The 16,248-nt window shown below is 73.6% G+C and carries 14 protein-coding genes; 10 read left to right on the forward strand and 4 right to left on the reverse strand.

The window, feature by feature from the left end; all coding sequences use genetic code 11:
- Window positions 1-23: 23 nt before the first annotated feature.
- Together ACIQV3_RS01575 and ACIQV3_RS01580 are read left to right on the forward strand one after the other, a co-directional pair.
- Window positions 24-1,925, forward strand: a complete 1,902-nt coding sequence (locus tag ACIQV3_RS01575) for an ABC transporter ATP-binding protein (protein WP_403708609.1) — start codon at window positions 24-26, stop codon at window positions 1,923-1,925.
- Window positions 1,922-3,703, forward strand: a complete 1,782-nt coding sequence (locus ACIQV3_RS01580; RefSeq protein ID WP_403708611.1) for an ATP-binding cassette domain-containing protein — start codon at window positions 1,922-1,924, stop codon at window positions 3,701-3,703. The genes ACIQV3_RS01575 and ACIQV3_RS01580 overlap by 4 nt, the downstream gene beginning before the upstream one ends.
- 38 nt (window positions 3,704-3,741) lie before the next feature.
- Here ACIQV3_RS01580 and ACIQV3_RS01585 read toward each other — a convergent pair whose 3' ends face one another.
- Complete coding sequence (locus ACIQV3_RS01585) at window positions 3,742-4,350, reverse strand: LuxR C-terminal-related transcriptional regulator (protein WP_403708613.1); 609 nt, start codon at window positions 4,348-4,350, stop codon at window positions 3,742-3,744.
- A gap of 268 nt (window positions 4,351-4,618) precedes the next feature.
- Between ACIQV3_RS01585 and ACIQV3_RS01590 the strand changes: the two genes are divergently transcribed.
- The 4 genes from ACIQV3_RS01590 to ACIQV3_RS01605 all read left to right on the forward strand — a co-directional run bounded on the left by ACIQV3_RS01590 (window position 4,619) and on the right by ACIQV3_RS01605 (window position 9,426).
- The gene (locus ACIQV3_RS01590) at window positions 4,619-6,346 is read left to right on the forward strand and encodes a diacylglycerol kinase family protein (RefSeq protein WP_403708614.1); all 1,728 of its coding nucleotides are present in this window, start codon (window positions 4,619-4,621) and stop codon (window positions 6,344-6,346) included.
- Window positions 6,347-6,431: 85 nt separating this feature from the next.
- Window positions 6,432-7,385, forward strand: coding sequence for a YihY/virulence factor BrkB family protein (locus ACIQV3_RS01595; protein WP_403708616.1), 954 nt, complete (start codon window positions 6,432-6,434; stop codon window positions 7,383-7,385).
- Window positions 7,386-7,581: 196 nt separating this feature from the next.
- On the forward strand, window positions 7,582-8,346 hold the full coding sequence (locus ACIQV3_RS01600; protein ID WP_403709140.1) for a phosphatase PAP2 family protein: 765 nt from the start codon (window positions 7,582-7,584) through the stop codon (window positions 8,344-8,346).
- A 369-nt stretch (window positions 8,347-8,715) separates the two neighbouring features.
- The gene (locus ACIQV3_RS01605) at window positions 8,716-9,426 is read left to right on the forward strand and encodes a CAP domain-containing protein (protein WP_403708618.1); all 711 of its coding nucleotides are present in this window, start codon (window positions 8,716-8,718) and stop codon (window positions 9,424-9,426) included.
- Between the two features lie 113 nt (window positions 9,427-9,539).
- Here ACIQV3_RS01605 and ACIQV3_RS01610 read toward each other — a convergent pair whose 3' ends face one another.
- Window positions 9,540-10,643, reverse strand: a complete 1,104-nt coding sequence (locus tag ACIQV3_RS01610) for an AI-2E family transporter (protein WP_403708620.1) — start codon at window positions 10,641-10,643, stop codon at window positions 9,540-9,542.
- 225 nt (window positions 10,644-10,868) lie between these two features.
- On the opposite strand from ACIQV3_RS01610, the gene ACIQV3_RS01615 reads away from it, so the two are divergent.
- Window positions 10,869-11,720, forward strand: coding sequence for a DUF1206 domain-containing protein (locus ACIQV3_RS01615; RefSeq protein WP_403708622.1), 852 nt, complete (start codon window positions 10,869-10,871; stop codon window positions 11,718-11,720).
- Window positions 11,721-11,817: 97 nt separating this feature from the next.
- Window positions 11,818-12,168 (forward strand): PRC-barrel domain-containing protein, encoded by a 351-nt coding sequence (locus ACIQV3_RS01620; RefSeq protein ID WP_403708624.1) that lies wholly within the window; start codon window positions 11,818-11,820, stop codon window positions 12,166-12,168.
- On the opposite strand, the gene ACIQV3_RS01625 is transcribed toward ACIQV3_RS01620, so the two are convergent.
- Window positions 12,158-12,658 carry a MarR family winged helix-turn-helix transcriptional regulator gene (locus tag ACIQV3_RS01625; RefSeq protein WP_403708626.1) on the reverse strand — a complete coding sequence of 167 codons (501 nt, stop codon included), beginning with the start codon at window positions 12,656-12,658 and terminating at the stop codon, window positions 12,158-12,160. The two genes, ACIQV3_RS01620 and ACIQV3_RS01625, sit on opposite strands and share 11 nt — an antisense overlap.
- Before the next feature lie 161 nt (window positions 12,659-12,819).
- Here ACIQV3_RS01625 and ACIQV3_RS01630 point away from each other — a divergent pair, with 161 nt between their 5' ends.
- Window positions 12,820-13,950: an NADH:flavin oxidoreductase gene (locus tag ACIQV3_RS01630; RefSeq protein ID WP_403708628.1), complete on the forward strand. Its 1,131-nt coding sequence runs from the start codon at window positions 12,820-12,822 to the stop codon at window positions 13,948-13,950.
- 133 nt (window positions 13,951-14,083) lie between these two features.
- Here ACIQV3_RS01630 and ACIQV3_RS01635 read toward each other — a convergent pair whose 3' ends face one another.
- Window positions 14,084-14,695 carry a hypothetical protein gene (locus ACIQV3_RS01635; RefSeq protein WP_403708630.1) on the reverse strand — a complete coding sequence of 204 codons (612 nt, stop codon included), beginning with the start codon at window positions 14,693-14,695 and terminating at the stop codon, window positions 14,084-14,086.
- 303 nt (window positions 14,696-14,998) lie between these two features.
- Between ACIQV3_RS01635 and ACIQV3_RS01640 the strand changes: the two genes are divergently transcribed.
- Window positions 14,999-16,072 (forward strand): glycosyl hydrolase, encoded by a 1,074-nt coding sequence (locus tag ACIQV3_RS01640; RefSeq protein WP_403708632.1) that lies wholly within the window; start codon window positions 14,999-15,001, stop codon window positions 16,070-16,072.
- The last annotated feature ends 176 nt before the right edge of the window (window positions 16,073-16,248 follow it).

Raw genomic sequence — 16,248 nt, forward strand, 5'->3', positions numbered from 1 at the left:
CACACCCCTGGAGGCATCCGCCGATGAAAGCCCCCGGTCCGGAGGCCGACACCGCGCAGGAGCAGGCCCTCGCACGCGCCGCCGACCGGGCGCTCGTGGCGGCGGCACGGCACAGCGGTGGGCGCACCGTCGCCTTGCTGGCATGCACGGTGGCCGCCGCCGCGGCGGCGCTCGCCGAACCGGTGGTCCTCGGCCACACCCTCGACCTGCTGCTCCGCCGGGATCCCGCGGGCCGGGCCTGGACGCTGCTGTGCGCCGCGGTCATCGCGGCCGAAGTGGTACTGGACGCCGCCGCCGCACGGCTGTCCGGAGATGTGGACGGCCGCTCCACCGCCCGACTGCGCAGGCTGGGGCTCGCCCGGCTGCTGCGGACGGCCCCGCACCACGCGGCCCGCCACGCACCCGGCGAAACCGCCGCGCGGCTGACCGCGAACGCCGTAGAGGCCGGGAAGGTACCGACCGCCGTCGCCCACGCCGTCGCCGCCCTGCTGCCGCCGCTCGGCGCGATCGCCGCGCTCCTCCTCATCGACCTGTGGACCGCGCTCGCCTTCCTCGCGGGCGTTCCGCTCCTGGTGCTCCTGCTGCGCGCCTTCGCCCGGGACACCCGCACGAGCGTCGCCCGCTACCAGCAGGTGCAGCTCGCGACCGCCGGCCGGCTCGTCGAGGCGCTCGCCGGGGCCCGCACGATCGCCGCCGCCGGTACCGCGGATCGCGAACGCGCCCGCATCCTTGCCCAGTTGCCCGAACTCGGCACCGAGGGCCGACGCATGTGGCAGGTCTACGGCGGCACCACGGCCCGCTCGACCGCCCTCATGCCGATGCTCCTCTACGCGGTTCTCGCCGTCGGCGGCATCCGCCTGTCGGCCGGCGCCCTGGGCGTCGGCGAACTCCTCGCCGCGGCGCGGTACGCGGGCCTCGCCGCCGGAGTCGGCGCCGTGACCGGAGGCCTCGCGGCCGTCGTCCGCGGCCGGGCCGGAGCCCGGCGGACCGCCGTGCTGTTCTCCCTTCCCGTACTCGACCACGGCCGGGCCGAGCTGCCGGACGGCGGCCCCGGCACCCTGGAACTGCGCGGAGTCCGGGTCGTGCGCGGCGGATCGACGGTCCTGCACGACATCGACCTGGTCGTCCCCGGAGGCGCCACGGTGGCCGTGGTGGGCAGGTCGGGGGCCGGCAAGACGCTGTTCGCCGCCGTGGCCGGCCGGCTCACCGACCCCGACGCGGGCGAGGTCCTGCTGGACGGCGTACCCCTGCGCGAGGTGACCGCCGAGGCGCTGCGCCGCGAGGTCGGGTACGCCTTCGACCGGCCGGCGCTGCTCGGCGGCACGGTCGGCGGCGCGATCGGCTTCGGGCCGGGTCCGGACCCCGGCCGCGAAGCAGTCCGCGCCGCGGCCCGCGCGGCGGGCGCCGAGGCGTTCGTGGCGCGCCTCCCGCAGGGGTACGACACGCGACTCGCCGACGCCCCGATGTCCGGCGGCGAGGTCCAACGCCTGGGGCTGGCACGGGCCTTCTGCCGAGCGGGCCGGCTCCTCGTGCTGGACGACGCCACCTCGAGCCTCGACACCGTCACCGCCCGCGAGGTCGAGCGGGCCCTCGCCCACGAAGTGCGGCCGGGCACCCGCATCGTGGTGGCGCACCGCCTCTCGTCCGCGGTCCGCGCCGACCTCGTCGTATGGCTCGAGGACGGTCGGGTACGGGGGACCGGCAGCCACGACGAGCTGTGGCGGCACGAGCAGGCCTACCGCGCGGTGTTCGCCGAAGGGTCCCCGGAAGCGGAAGGGCCTCCGGAAGCCGAAGGGGCCCCGGAAGCGGAAGGGTTCCCGGAAGCGGAAGGGACGCCAGAGGCGGAAGCGGCTCCCGGAGCGGAAGGGCTCGCGGAGGCGGACGAGCGGTCGGCACCCCCGGAGAAGGAAGGGGCGGCGCGGTGACCGAGGCCGAAACCTGGCGGCGGGTGGCCCCCGAGGGCCGCCGCTTCCTACGGGGCCGCAAGGGCACCGTGGTACGACTGGCGGCGTGGTCGCTCCTGGAGTCCGCGCACACGTTCCTCGGCGGCTACGGCGTGGCCCGCGCACTCGACGACGGCTTCCTGGCCGGCCACGTATCCGTCGGCCTCGCCTGGCTGGCCGCGGCCGGAGCCGGCGCACTGCTCGGCGGGTTCGCGCTCCGGGGCGTCTTCGCCGAACTCGCTGACCTCGTGGAGCCGTTGCGCGACGGCCTGGTCAGGCGGGCGGTGCGGCAGGCGCTGGACCGGGCGGTCGGCGACCCGGCGCGCGCGCCCGACACCGGATCCGTGTCCCGGCTGACCCAGCAGACCGAGATGGCCCGGGACTCCTTCGCGGGACTCGTCCTCACGGCACGTTCCTTCGTGTTCACCGCCGTGGGGGCCATCGCGGGCATGGCGGCCCTGGCCCCCGTCCTGCTGTTGATCGTGCTGCCCCCGCTGCTGCTGGGAGCGGCCGCCTTCCTGGCCACGCTCCGGCCCATGGCATCCGTACAACGCCGGTGGCTCGACACCGATGAGGCGCTGTCGGACCGGGTGGGAGCGGTGGCGGAAGGGCTGCGCGACATCGTGGCCTGCGGCGCGGCGTCCGCGGCCGAAGCCGGGGTGGAGCCCCTCATCGCGACCCAGGAACGGCTCGCGAGCCGCCTCGCGCACTGGTCGGCCCTGCGCACGCTGGCCCTGGGTATCGCAGGCCGGCTGCCGGTGGTCGCACTGCTCGTCGCGACGCCCTGGCTCCTCGCGCGCGGCATCACCGCCGGCACGCTGGCCGGCGCCCTCACCTACCTGGTGCAGGCCCTGCTGCCCGCCCTCGACACGCTCATGGCCGCCTTGGGCACGGCCGGCACCCGCCTGCTGGTGGTCCTCGAACGCTTCTGCGCCCCGGCGCCGCCGACCGGGGACGGCGGCGGCACGACGCAGCCGCGGGCGCACGGCCACGCCGGTCCGCGGGCCGGCGCCCAGTCCACGGCGGCGGCCGAACTCCGCGGCGTCACCTTCGCCTACGGCCCGGGTGCGGCGCCCGTGCTCGACGCCCTCGACCTGGTGGTGCGGCCCGGCGAGCACCTCGCCGTCGTCGGACCGAGCGGCATCGGGAAGTCCACGCTCACCGCCCTGCTCGCCGGAATGCTGTCCCCCGGCGCGGGAACGGTCCTCGTCGCGGGCGAGTCCGCCCGGCGGGAACCCGGAGCCGGGGGTCCCGACCCGCGGCGCACCCTGCTGCCGCAGCAGGCGTACGTGTTCACCGGCACCGTGCGCGAGAACCTCACCCACCTGGCCGCGACCCCGGACGGCCACCTGCCCGGGGACGCACAGGTACGAAGCGCCGTCGCCCGACTGGGGCTGGACGCACTGGTGGAGCGGCTGGGCGGCCTGGACGGCGAAGTGTCCCCCCGGCTGCTGTCGCGGGGCGAGAGCCAGCACCTCGCCCTCGCCGCCGCCTACCTCTCACCGGCGCCGCTGCTCCTCCTCGACGAGGCCACCTGCCACCTGGACGCGCGTACCGAGGAGCGCGCCGAACGGGTCCTCGCGGACCGCCCCGGCACCCTCGTCGTCGTGGCCCACCGCATCACGTCCGCGGCCCGCGCCGACCGGGTCCTCGTCCTCGACGGAACGCGCGTCGTCTCCGGCACGCACGCGGAACTCCCGGCCAGATCGCCGCTGTACCGGGATCTGGTGGGAATGTGGAACCGTGCCGCGGACGCATGACAGTACTGCGTACCCGCCCGCGGCGGCCTCCGATCCGGTCAGACCCAGCCCTCCCGCCGGGATATCCGGATCGCGTCGATGAGGTTGCGGGCGCCCGTCTTGCGGGTCGCCGCGGCCATGTAGTTGCGCACCGTGCCCGTGGCCAGGTGCAGCGTGCCGGCGATCTCGGCTATGGAATCGCCTTCCGCGGCCCGCGCCAGCACGCTGAGCTCCCGCCGGCTCAGCGGTGCGGGGTCCGCCTCCATGAAGGCGGAGGCCAGCGAGGCGTCGATGAACCTCTCTCCCGCGGCGACCTGGCTGACCGCCCGGACGAGCCGCCCGGGCGAACCGCCCTTGTCGACGTATCCGCGGGCCTCGGCCCGGAAGGCCCGGTGCAACGTGCCGGGCGTCCCGGCCGAGGCGAGCATCAGGACCCGGGAGGTGGAGGGGAGGCCCTGGCGGTCGGCGTTCCCACCGGAAGCCAGTGCGGCCGCCGCCCCGGGACAGTCGACGTCGACCACGGTCACGTCTGGTCGTAAGGACTCGGCGCGGCGCGAGGCGGTCCGCCAGCCCGCCGACGTGACGTCGAAGGGCCCCTCCGATCTCAGCAGGGCGGCGAGAGCCGACCTGACGAGGCTGACGCTGTGCAGGACGAGGACGGTCGTCATCGTGTGCTCTCCTCGGTAGACGAACCAACGACACCACGCGGGTGCCCCCGTACGGGGACGATGGAACGTCACTGCGGGGGCGCGCAGGGGCGTAAGGACAACCTTGGCCGAGATGCCCACTGGATTCCGCTTCCGTTCGGCGGGTTACCCCCTTGAACAAGGCTGAACAAGCCTGAACAACCCGCAACAACGCCGTTTGCGGGGCGGGGCCGCCGGCCCAGGGGCCGGGGTCGTGCATCTTTCGGTGGTCGCGGGCCAGAAGGCATCCATGAAGAGAAGCTGCGGCGCCGCCGTGCGCGGTGCCAGACCGTTCCTGCTCCTTCCGGTGCAGCTGGCCCTGATGGTCGGGCTGGGACGGCTGGTCACCGGACCGGGCGCCGGCTACTGGCCGCTGTCGGCGGAGGCCTCGATCGGCAGGGAGCTGGCAGCGGGCCGGGATCCGGCGACGACCGGAGTCACGCGGTTGTTCTCCGAACTCGCCGACACCCAGGCAGTCATCGGCACGACCCTGGTCTGCGTCGTCGCCCTGCTCGTCCTCCCGCGCGTCGCGCTGCGGAGCGAGGCGCTGTTCCTCAGCATCTCGGTGGCCGCGCAGTCGGCGGTGTTCGTGGTGGTGACGGCCTTGGTGGACCGCCCGCGGCCCGCGGTTCCCCACGAGGACGCCGCGCCGCCCACGTCGAGCTTCCCCTCCGGGCACGTCGGCGCCTCCCTCGCGCTCTACGGGGGACTGGCCGTCATCGCCGCGCTGCGCATGCGCGGCCCGTGGCGCTACGTGGTGACGGGCACCTTGCTGCTGATCCCGCCGGCCGTCGGAATGTCGCGGATGTACCGCGGCATGCACTACCCCAGCGATGTGGCGGGCGGCCTGCTCAACGGCACCTTGACCCTGCTGATCACCGGGTTCGCGCTGCTGTACGCGCGACGGCCCGCCGCGGAGCCCGACGCGACGGAGCGATCCGACCGGGACGTGCCCGCCCCGCGCGCCGCGGGTGGTCCGGTCCTCGTCGTGCGCCACCCGTACGGCTGCCCGGACGAGCTCGCGGACCGGCTGGCCGCCGTCCTGCGCGAGCACGGCCACCGGGACCTCCGGTGGATCCTGACCTCCGCCGAGCTCCCCTGCGGCACCCTGGCCGAGGAGCTCCGTACCGTGCGCCCCGCCCTCGTGGTGGTCTGCGGAGGCGACGGCACCCTGCGTGCCTGCGCCGAGATCCTGGCGGGCACGCGGATCCCACTGGCCGTCGCACCCTGCGGCACCGGAAACCTCCTGGCCCGCAACGTCGGCCTCCCGATGGATCCGGTCGCCGCCCTGGCCGGGTCCCTGTCCGGAGAGAGCTTCGGCATCGACCTCGGCCGGGTCCGGGGCGACGGGCTCGAGCCGATGCGGTTCACCGTCATGGCCGGGGCCGGATTCGACGCCGCGATGGTCCGGGACGCCTCCCCGCGGCTCAAGTCACGGATGGGCTGGGCCGCGTACGTCCTGTCGGCCCTGCGGCACCTGGGCGATCCCGGCGTCCGCCTCACGGTCCGCATCGACGGGGGCCGCCGGCTGCGGCGCCGGGCCCGCATGGTCGTCATCGGCAACGTCGGCACCCTGCAGGGCGGCCTGCCGCTCCTCCCGGCGGCCAGAGCGGACAGCGGACGCCTGGAAGTGGTGCTCTTCGACCCGCGCGGTCCCTTCGGATGGCTCACCGCGGCCGGGCACCTCGCGACCCGCCCGCTGCGCCGGCGCCCGCCGGCGGTCGCCGGCCCGGCCGCCCCGGACGGGCGGAGCGAGGCCGGGGGAGCGCTGGAGTACTTCAGTGCCACCCGGATCGACGTCCGCTGCGCCGTACCGCAGCCGCGCGAGCTCGACGGTGATGCCGTGAGCGAGGGTGTCCGCCTCACCGCCGAGATCGAACCGGGCGCCCTGCTCCTGTACCTGCCCCGCGCTCCCGGGGCGCCGCAGGACCCGCCCGCCGAGCGGCTTCCGGCGGCGGCCCCCGGCGCACCGTCCTGAAGTCCTGCGGCGCCCCCACACCACCGGCCGACCGCAAGCCCCGTAGGTCCGCGGGCTCCACGAGACACCAGAAGGCAGGAACACGATGGGCACCGCGACACGGGTACCGCAACGCCACGACGTGAGCGGCGAGGAACTCTCCGCCGACGAGGCGTGGACCGCACTGCGCCGCTACGGCGGCTGGAGCCTGGCGCGCGACTCCTTCGTGCGCTTCCGCTACGCGGACGGCTTCAGCCACGCCCGCGCGCTCGCCCTGCAGACCGTCCTGTCGATAGTCCCGCTGGCCATCGCCGCCGTCGGCCTGTCCGGGGTGCTGCACACCGAGGACGTGGGCCGGGTCGCCGAGCTCACCATCCGCGGGCTCACCAGCGGCCCGGGCCAGGCCGTCGTGGACGAAGCGCTCAGCGAGAGCAGACGCCACGCCGGCGACGGCGGCCAGGCCGCGCTGTGGCTGGGCCTGCTGTTCTCCCTGTCCAACGTCACCACCGCCCTCTGCCAGGTCGAACGGGGCGCGAACCGCATCTACGGCAACGAGCGGGACCGGCCCTTCCTCGCCAAGTACGGCCGGGGCCTGGCGATGGCGGCCCTCGCGGGACTCCCGCTGGGGCTCAGTTTCATCCTCACGGTGCTGGGCACCCACCTGACCCGTGCGCTGGCCGAGGTGTACCGGCTCTCTCCCGACACCGTGCGGGCCTGGGAACTCCTGCGCTGGCCGCTGGGCATCCTGCTCGCCGTCATCGCCACCAGCGCGATCTTCCGGCTCTCCCCGCGCCGGCGCCAACCCGGCTACACCTGGCTGGCCTTCGGGGCCGTCGTCCACCTGGTGCTGTGGAACCTCGCGACCTGGGCGCTGAGCCTCTACATCGGCGAGAGCAGCTCCTTCACCAGCGTGTACGGACCCCTCAGCGCCATCGTGGCCCTGGTGCTCTGGTCCTACCTGACCTCGATGGCGCTCTTCCTCGGCCTCTCCTTCGCCGCCCAGCTGGAAGCCGTACGGGCGGGGGTCAAGGGACCGGTCAAGAACGATCCCGGGGTCTGACCACCCCGGCCACCGGCGGCCGGAGGCCGCCACCGCACGCACACGAGAGGAAGCCGCAACCATGGCACGGCGCACGAAGGGTGCCCGACACGTTCAGCGAGATCCGGAAGGAGCCGGGCATCCGGTAGGAGCCGGGCATTCGGAAGGAGCCGGACATCCGCGCGGACCGCGTCATCCGCGAGGTCCGCTACGCAGCCTGCTCGCGCGGCACGCCGGGCCCGACGCCACCTTCGGCGCGAGACTCCTGCTCGCCGCGGCCGCGACGGCCGTGGCAGCCGTACCGTTCGCCCTCGCCCTGGTGCTGGTGGAGTCCCAGTGGGCGCCACTGCGCCGCCTGGACCAGGGCACGGCCGAAAGCCTCCATGCCGACGCGCTCGCCCACCCGGACCGGGTGGGTTTCCTGCGCGTGCTCTCGGACTGGGTGTGGGACCCGGTCACCATGCGCCTTATGGTCGCCGTGCTCGTGGCCTGGCTCGTGAGCCGGCGCGCCTGGCGGCTGGCGGCCTGGGCCGGCGTCACGGCGATCGCGGGCGGTCTGATCGGGCTCCTGGCCAAGAGTGCGGTGGAGCGGGCGCGGCCGCACCTGCCGGATCCCGTCGCCCACGCGCCCGGCTTCTCCTTCCCCTCCGGCCACGCGATGACGGCGACCACCTCGTGTGCCGTCCTGCTGCTGGTCCTGCTGCCCCTGGTTCCGCGGGCCTGGCGTCCGCTGCCCTGGGCGGCAGCGCTGGTCACCGTGGTGGGCGTCGGCTACACGCGGGTCGCGCTCGGGGTCCACTGGGTCAGCGACGTCGTGGGCGGCTGGTTGCTGGGGCTCGGGGTGGTCACCGCGACGGCGCTGGTCTTCGAGGCCTGGCGGTCCGACACCGGACGGCGCCGCAGCGCGGTGGCCGAGGGCCTTGAGCCGGAACTCACCGGACCCGACCCCGAAGCGTCGCCCGGTTCCCCCTCCGGCTCGTGACATGCGTCACGGTCCGCAGGCCGCCGTGGCGCCGTCCTCGGCGATCCTCGGCCTTGGACATTTCGCCGTATGTACTTGTTTGGCTATGACATGCCGTACTCCGCCGGAAACGGAAGCTGCCGCTCCTGTTTCCTCGTCTTCAACACGGCTGACGGGGGTGGGTTCTGTCGGCGGGCCAGGCGGGTGCGGCACCGGCCGCGACGGGTGGATGCACGATCTTGCGGCCGTTTCAAGCCGCCTCCCGCACGTCCTGCGCGGCTGAGCGGCGACGGCTTGCCAGGTCGCCGGCGGGCTTCTAAGAATGGCGATTCCTCCGGCGCCTTCGCGGTCCGGCGCCGGGAGCTTCGCGATCACCGAGTGAGGTCCCGCATGAAGAAGCACCGTAGGAAGACGCACCACAGGAAGATATCCATCGCCATCGGGGCGCTCGCGCTCGTGGCCGTACCCACCACGGCCATGGCCTGCCTCGACCCGCAGGAGGCCGGGCCGATGCGGCTTGTCGCCGCCGGGCAGGAGAGCCGCCCCTGGTACGCCGACTCCCAGGGCGAGCCCTACGGCGAGCCGTACGGGGACCCCGGCGCGCGGCAGCCCGCGGAGATCCCGGTTCAGGTCGGCGGCCCCGCCGAGACCGCCGAGCAGCCGGTCGACCAGCCGCCCGCCGCGCCGGCCGGGACCCCCGCGCCCTCGGACTCGGCGGCACCCTCCGGAGCGCCGGCCGAGGTCCTCGCGCTCGTCAACAAGGAGCGCGCCGCCGTCGGGTGCCCCGCGGTGACCGTCAACGCGAAGCTGACGAAGGCCGCGCAGGCCCACAGTGAGGACATGGCGGCCCACTCCCACATGTCCCACACGGGCTCCGACGGATCCGACCCGGGGCAGCGGATCACCCGTGCCGGCTACCAGTGGAGTACGTACGCCGAGAACGTCGCGTACGGCTACGACACCGCCGCCAAGGTCATGGAGGGCTGGATGAACAGCCCGGGCCACAAGCGGAACATCCTCGACTGCGGCGTCAACGAGATCGGCATCGGCCTGGCGCAGCCCGGTCAGTACTGGACTCAGGACTTCGGCGCCGGCCGCTGATCCCGCCGCTGATCCGGCCGCTGATCCGCCCGCGTCGGCAGCCGGCGTACGACGAGTGAGGGCGGGGGGCGGTCGGCATCCGTCCGCCCCCCGCTTCACAGCCGGGGCCCCGTTCAGCCCGTGTCGGGTCGCGTGCCGGATTCCGGGTCGGCCGCGGGCTCGGCGAGCTGCTCGCGCAGGTACCTCCACACGATCGCGATCAGCGCCGCGGCCGGAACCGCCAGCAGGCTGCCGACCACTCCGGCCAGACTGCCCCCCAGCGTCACCGCCAACAGGACCACCGCCGCGTGGAGCCCGAGACCGCGGCTCTGGATCATCGGCTGGAAGACGTTGCCCTCCAGCTGCTGCACCACGATGATGATCGCCAGCACGATCAGCGCGTCCGTCAGGCCGTTCGAGACCAGCGCGATGAGCACCGCGACCAGGCCGGCGAACAGGGCACCCACGATCGGCACGAACGCGGACACGAAGGTCAGTACCGCCAGCGGCAACACCAGGGGCACACCGACGATCCACAGCCCCAGCCCGATGAACACGGCGTCGAGCAGCCCGACGAACGCCTGCGAGCGCACGAACGAACCGAGGGTCTCCCAGCCGCGCTCGGCGACCACGGGGACGTCGGTGGCGAGTCGGCCGGGGAGCTGCCGGGTGAGCCACGGCAGGAACCGCGGGCCGTCCTTGAGGAAGAAGAACATCAGGAAGAGCGCCAGGACGGCGGTGACCAGACCGCTGAAGACGGTGCTCACGCCGGTGGCGACCGTCGACACCGTGGTGCCGACGCTGTTCTGGACCCGGTCGACCGCCTTGTCGAAGGCCGCCGTGATCTGGGCGTCGCCAATGTTCAGCGGCGGCCCGGCAGCCCACCCGCGCAGCTGCTGGATCCCCTTGACCACGCCGTCGCCCAGCTCGCCGGCCTGCGACGCCACCGGCACGGCGATCAGCGCCACGACGCCCGCGGCGACCACGAGGAACAGTACGGTCACCAAGGACGCGGCCACAGCGGGAGGCCAGCCGCGCCGGCGCAGGAACGCGACCAGGGGCCACGTCAGCGTGGTGAGCAGCAGGGCCACGACCAGTGGCCAGACCACCGGCCACATCCGCCCCAGGAGCCACAACGTCACGGCGGTCATGACGAGGACCAGGAGCAACTCGGCGGAAACCCGCGCGGACGTCCGCAGCGCGGACGCGGTCTTTCTCGAACTCAGCGTGTCAGGCATGGGCTCACCCTATGGAGCGCCACGACGCCGACGGCCCCCGCCCCGGTGGGTACGGATCGCGAAGGTGGGAGAGGGCGGGACTCGGCAACTCCCGCGCCGCTCCTGTGGCTTCGATCTTCCCCGCGGGCGACCGCTCCAGGGGGCCCGGACATTCCGGACCCCGCACCGCGCCCGTGACCCCGGCGGGCCGGGCATGGAGCGGGGAATGCAGGGTATTCGCGGAGCATGACGGCTGGCGGAGCGGTACGAGAAGGTTTGGAGACCGCCTCGCGCGGTGGCAAGGCGCGAGGCCTGCTCGCGCGGTGCGGCCTGGTGACGCGGGGGCTGCTGTACGTGCTCGTTGGTGTACTCGCGGTGCGCGTCGCCTTCGGCGTGAGCAGTGGGGAAGCGGACCGGACGGGCGCGATGGAGGAGCTCGCGGAGAAGCCCTTCGGTGGTTTCCTCGTATGGGCCGTCGGCATCGGCCTGGTCTGCATGACGCTGTGGCGGCTTTCGGAGGCGGCGCTGGGTGCGTCCGGCCCCGACGGACACAAGCCCGGCAAACGACTGGCCGCGGCGGCCCGGGCCGTGTTCTACGGGGTCGCCGCGTTCTCCGTACTCTCCTTCGCCGCCGGCACCGGCGGTGGTGGCGGTGGTGGTGGCGGCGGCCAGTCCGGCGACGAGCAGTCGCGTGACGTGACGGCCCGGGTGCTCGATGTACCCGGGGGTCCGTGGTGGGTGGCGGTCGTGGGAGTGGGGATAGCCATCGGCGGTGTCGTGATCGCCGTACAGGCCGCGCGGCGCAAATTCCGCAAGCACCTGGCGATGAACCGGCAGCCCGAGGGGGTCCGCAAGGCGGTCGAGTTCCTCGGCGTGGTGGGCGGTGTGGCGCGCGGCACCGTCTTCGCCGCGGCCGGCGGCTTCGCCCTGCACGCCGCCCTGAGCTACGACCCGGCCAAGGCGAAGGGGGTCGACGACACCCTCCGTGCGTTCACCCAGACCCCTGCGGGCCCGTGGCTCCTCGTGGTGGTCGCCGTCGGGCTCGTGCTGTTCGGGTTGTTCTCCTGGGCCATGGCCTGCTGGCGAGACGACGTGTGAGACCCGGGTCTCGGGGCAGTCGCCTGGCCGAGGCACTCGCTCCCGCGTCGGACGACGGGGGAGCGGGTGCGCAGACCCGGAGGAGAAGGAGATACCCGTGAACGTGAACGTGTGGAGCTACCGCGAGACTTCGGGCCGTCTGGAGGCGGTCGACCTGCGCGGGTTCGAGGTCGAGGCGGCCGACGGGAGCATCGGCAAGGTGAGCAAGCACTCCGACGAGGTCGGCACCTCGTACATCGTCGTGGACACCGGGCCCTGGATCTTCGGCCGAGAGGTGCTCCTGCCGGCGGGCACGGTCATCCATGTCGACGTGGAGGGCGAGAAGATCCACGTCGACCGCACCAAGGACCAGATCAAGGCCGCTCCCGAATTCTTCAGCGAGAAGCACGCCGGTGACACGGACTACTACAGCCGGATCGGTGGCTACTACGGCGGCTTCATGGGCTGAGACGTCGGGGGCCGTTCTCCTCGAGGCGCGGCCAGTGCCGTCCTTCGAGGGCCTCGGCGCTGCGGTTGAGGCGGACGAGGGAGTCCTCCAGCTGCCGCACTTCCTCGGGGGACCAGCCGGCGACCACCCGGGCCAGGCAGGACCGGTTGATCTCGCGGTCCTCGGCGAGCCGGCGACCGCCTTCGTCCGTGATGCACAGCTTGCGGGCCATGCCGCCTTCCGGGTCCGGAACGCGTTCGGCCAGCCCGCAGCGTAGCAGCGCGGCCGTCTGGCGGTTCACGGTCGACGTGTCGAGCCCGAACGCCTCCGACAACTGCCCGATGGACATGGGGCCTTGTGTGTCGATCCGGCTGAGCAGCAGGTATGCCGACCGCTCCAGGCGTTCGGTGTCGCGCTCGCGCCGGGCCGGCACCTGGTGCCGAGCGAGCAGCATCAGCTCCCGCTCCAGTTTTTCCAGCACTGCGCCTCCCCGCTCCTTGCGATGTCCCATTGTCGCGGACGTGTGAACGCGGGGGTCGGCGGCCCCCACGGACCGGCCCGGGTGCGGCGCCGCCGCCCGGGGCCGGGCTGCAATATGCATGATACATAGCGTGTGTACTATGCACTTCTCGTCGTCATCCGGCGAGCCGCAGCTCAACCCGGAGGACCCGCATGACCGTCACCACGTCCCCTGCCTCCCGCGCGGCCGAGATCCTGTCCCGGCCCGTCGAACTGAACGGCCTGACCGTCCCCAACCGCATCGCGATGGCGCCGATGACGCGGATGTTCTCCCCCGGCGGCGTGCCCGGTGAGGACGTGCGGGCGTACTACGCCAGCCGGGCCGCGGCGGGTGTCGGCCTGATCGTCACCGAGGGCACCTACGTCGGTCACGACTCCGCCGGGCAGAGCGACCGGGTCCCGCGGTTCCACGGCGAGGACCAGCTGGCGGGGTGGGCGAAGGTCGCCGCGGCCGTGCACGAGTCGGGCGGCACCATCGTGCCCCAGCTGTGGCACATAGGCATGGTGCGCAACCAGGGCGAGGCACCGTACGCCGAGGCCCCCGCCGTGGGGCCCTCCGGCATCCGCGTCGACGGCACCGAGGGGACGGGCAAGGCGATGACCCGCGCCGACCTCGACGAAGTCATCGGCGCGTTCGCGGACGCGGCGGCGGCGGCGGAGCGGATCGGCTTCGACGGTGTCGAACTGCACGGCGCCCACGGCTACCTGATCGACCAGTTCCTGTGGGAGCGGACCAACCGCCGCACCGACGCCTACGGCGGCGACGCGGTGGCCCGCACGAAGTTCGCCGCGGAGGTCGTCGCCGCGGTGCGCGAGCGCGTCGCGGCCGAGTTCCCGGTGATCTTCCGCTTCTCCCAGTGGAAGCAGGAGGCCTACGACGGGCGGCTCGCGCGGACCCCGGAGGAGCTGGAAGCGATCCTGGCACCGCTGACGGCGGCCGGGGTGGACGCGTTCCACGCCTCCACCCGGCGCTACTGGATCCCGGAGTTCGAGGGCTCGGACCTGAACCTGGCGGGCTGGACCAAGAAGCTCACCGGCCGGCCGGCCATCACCGTCGGCTCGGTCGGCCTCGACGGCGACTTCCTCCGCGCCTTCGCCGGCGAAGGCGCGGCGCTCGGCGACATCGACAACCTCCTGGACCGCATGGAGCGGGAGGAGTTCGACATGGTCGCCGTCGGCCGGGCGCTGCTCCAGGACCCGCACTGGGCGGCGAAGGTCCTGGGCAACCGCTTCGACGAGCTCAAGCCGTACGACGCGGCGGCCCTGAAGTCGCTCAGCCGATAGCCCGAAGCCGGACGCCGCCCGAACGGCCGGCCCCCGTATCCAGGGGCCGGCCGTGCCGTCGGGCATCTCGCGCAGGATGTCCAGGTGACCGCTCCGCTCCTTCCGGTTCGACCCCGCGCGCCTGCCGCGCCCCTCAGGGCTTCAGGCCCGCCCGCCTGAGGGCGATCTCGGACAGATCGGCGATGACGTGCGGGTCGCCGCGGCGCCAGGCGTCGGCGAGTCCGCCCGCGGGGGTGGGGACCGCGGAGAGGGCGCGCGGCGGTCCGGTGAGGGCGCGCAGGGCGAGCAGGTCGGCGCCTCCGGGTGCGTCGAGGAGGTCCCGGATGGCCGCGCTGCGGCGCATCCAGCGCACGCGCAGGGGCAGCCACAGCAGCAGGACGAAGGCCACGGGGAGAACGATCAGGGCGAGCGTGGCCAGGGTGGCCACCTGGCTGACGACGTCCTGCAGCGACTGTCCCGCGTCGGCGAGTCCGGTGCCGGCGTCCGCCGCGGACCGGAACGGTTTCCTCAGGAGGTCGCCGACGAGCGGCACGCCGGAGGCGGTGTCGCCGGCTTCGGTGAGGGCGTCGGCGAGGCCTTCGCCGGAGCGCTCGACCTTGCGTCCGGGTTCGGCCAGCCGCATGATCGCGCCGTGGACGGTCAGGGCGAACGTCACCGCGGCGGCGATCAGCAGGACGGCGAACAGGTCCGCGAGGATCTGTCGGTTCCGCCGTGCCGGGGTCTGGGCGTAGAGACGCACGGGCATGGGCTGCTCCTGTTCCGGCGCCGGCGGCGGGGGTCGGCCGGTCACTCGACCGTATGCCGGACTCTGGCATGAGGTGGTGTCCGTCGGTGTGCGGCCGTGACACGTCGCCGGGTTGGCGCAGTGCCGGTGCCGCCGCCGACGGCCCGGGCCGGGCGCATGGTGAGGTTTCACCTGGTCGGGTCAAGCGGGGGCGGGTGGCTGCCGCGAATGGCCCAGCATCGGGACACCGGACAGGCCGTACATCGGATGAGATGCCTAACGTCGCTGGCAGAGACATCGGTGCGTGCGGCTCGTGGAGGTGTCATGTCCCGTCGAGGCGGCTTGCTGGCGGGTGTCTGCGCGACCACGGTCGCCGTCGGCCTGCTCCTGACCGGGGGCGCCCGGGGCGGCCCGACGCCGCCGCGCCAGGACCCCGGCACGCGGGCCGGGAGCGAGGTCGCGGTGGGTGCCTACCTGCACTACGGATCGCCGGGCGTCGAGCGGATGCAGGAGCTCTCGCGCTGGCTCGGGGGTACGGAGCTGCGTGCCGGGCACACCTATCTGCCGGGGGACACCTGGGCGAACATCGAGGGGGCGCCCGATTCCCTGCGCACCTGGGCGCGGTGGCGCAACGCGAGAGCCGACCGGCTGTTCGTCCTGAACGTGCCCATGCAGGAGCGCAACGAGGCCCGCTTGACCGACGCCCGGGTCGCCGAGCTGATCCGCAGCGGTGCGCGGGGCACGTACGACCACCACTTCCGGCGGCTGGCCGAGCGCCTGGTCGACCTCGGCGTGCCGGACACCGTGATCGTGCTCGGCTGGGAGATGAACGGCTTCGACTACACCCACCGGTGCCGGCCCGACCCCGAGAACTGGAAGAAGTACTGGCGGCGCATCGTGGCCGCCATGCGCTCCGTCGCGGGGCAGGACTTCCGTTTCGACTTCGCCCCCAACCGCGGCGGTGACGCGATCGCGTGGACCCGGTGCTACCCGGGTGACGACGTGGTCGATGTCGTCGGGATGGACTCGTACGACCAGGAACCCGGCCGGACCTTCGACGAGCAGGTGTCCCAGCCCTACGGACTGCGGCACCAGGTCGATTTCGCCAGGGCGCACGGCAAGGACACCTCGTACCCCGAGTGGGGGCTGTTCCGGCACGGCGACAACCCCGAGTACGTGCGGCGCATGCTGGAATGGATCGAGGAAACCAGGCCGCTCTACCACAGCATCACGGACTTCTGCCCGCATGGCGTGTGGCAGTGCGGGCAGAACCCGCGCTCCTCGCGGGTGTTCCGGGACTCCCTCTCAGGTCGCAGGGCGGGTGGCGGGTGGGTGGCAGGTACGTGGCGGGGTGGGATCACGTCCACGGGCGGCGCGGGGGCCGGTTCCGCTACCTGACGTGGGGTGGAGCGTGGGCTCCTCCGGCCGGTGCCGCCGCCGCCGCCCCGCATCCGGGCCGGGCTGAGCCTCGCCGGCGGACCCAGGGCAGGACGGTCGTGCCGCCGTCAGGCCGATCGCCGGAGCGGCGGCACGGCCGAGGGGTGCGTCTCGGAAAAGAATCTCGGGAGCGGTGT

Source organism: Streptomyces sp. NPDC099050, assembly GCF_044759865.1.
Classification (GTDB): Bacteria; Actinomycetota; Actinomycetes; order Streptomycetales; family Streptomycetaceae; genus Streptomyces.

Excerpts from the sequence above, each read along its gene's own strand:
- ACIQV3_RS01575 (WP_403708609.1), top strand. The coding sequence starts at position 24 with ATGAAAGCCCCCGGTCCGGAGGCCGACACCGCGCAGGAGCAGGCCCTC.
- ACIQV3_RS01585 (WP_403708613.1), bottom strand. The coding sequence starts at position 4,350 with ATGACGACCGTCCTCGTCCTGCACAGCGTCAGCCTCGTCAGGTCGGCT.
- ACIQV3_RS01590 (WP_403708614.1), top strand. The coding sequence starts at position 4,619 with ATGAAGAGAAGCTGCGGCGCCGCCGTGCGCGGTGCCAGACCGTTCCTG.
- ACIQV3_RS01595 (WP_403708616.1), top strand. The coding sequence starts at position 6,432 with ATGGGCACCGCGACACGGGTACCGCAACGCCACGACGTGAGCGGCGAG.
- ACIQV3_RS01605 (WP_403708618.1), top strand. The coding sequence starts at position 8,716 with ATGAAGAAGCACCGTAGGAAGACGCACCACAGGAAGATATCCATCGCC.
- ACIQV3_RS01610 (WP_403708620.1), bottom strand. The coding sequence starts at position 10,643 with ATGCCTGACACGCTGAGTTCGAGAAAGACCGCGTCCGCGCTGCGGACG.
- ACIQV3_RS01615 (WP_403708622.1), top strand. The coding sequence starts at position 10,869 with ATGACGGCTGGCGGAGCGGTACGAGAAGGTTTGGAGACCGCCTCGCGC.
- ACIQV3_RS01625 (WP_403708626.1), bottom strand. The coding sequence starts at position 12,658 with ATGGGACATCGCAAGGAGCGGGGAGGCGCAGTGCTGGAAAAACTGGAG.
- ACIQV3_RS01630 (WP_403708628.1), top strand. The coding sequence starts at position 12,820 with ATGACCGTCACCACGTCCCCTGCCTCCCGCGCGGCCGAGATCCTGTCC.
- ACIQV3_RS01635 (WP_403708630.1), bottom strand. The coding sequence starts at position 14,695 with ATGCCCGTGCGTCTCTACGCCCAGACCCCGGCACGGCGGAACCGACAG.
- ACIQV3_RS01640 (WP_403708632.1), top strand. The coding sequence starts at position 14,999 with ATGTCCCGTCGAGGCGGCTTGCTGGCGGGTGTCTGCGCGACCACGGTC.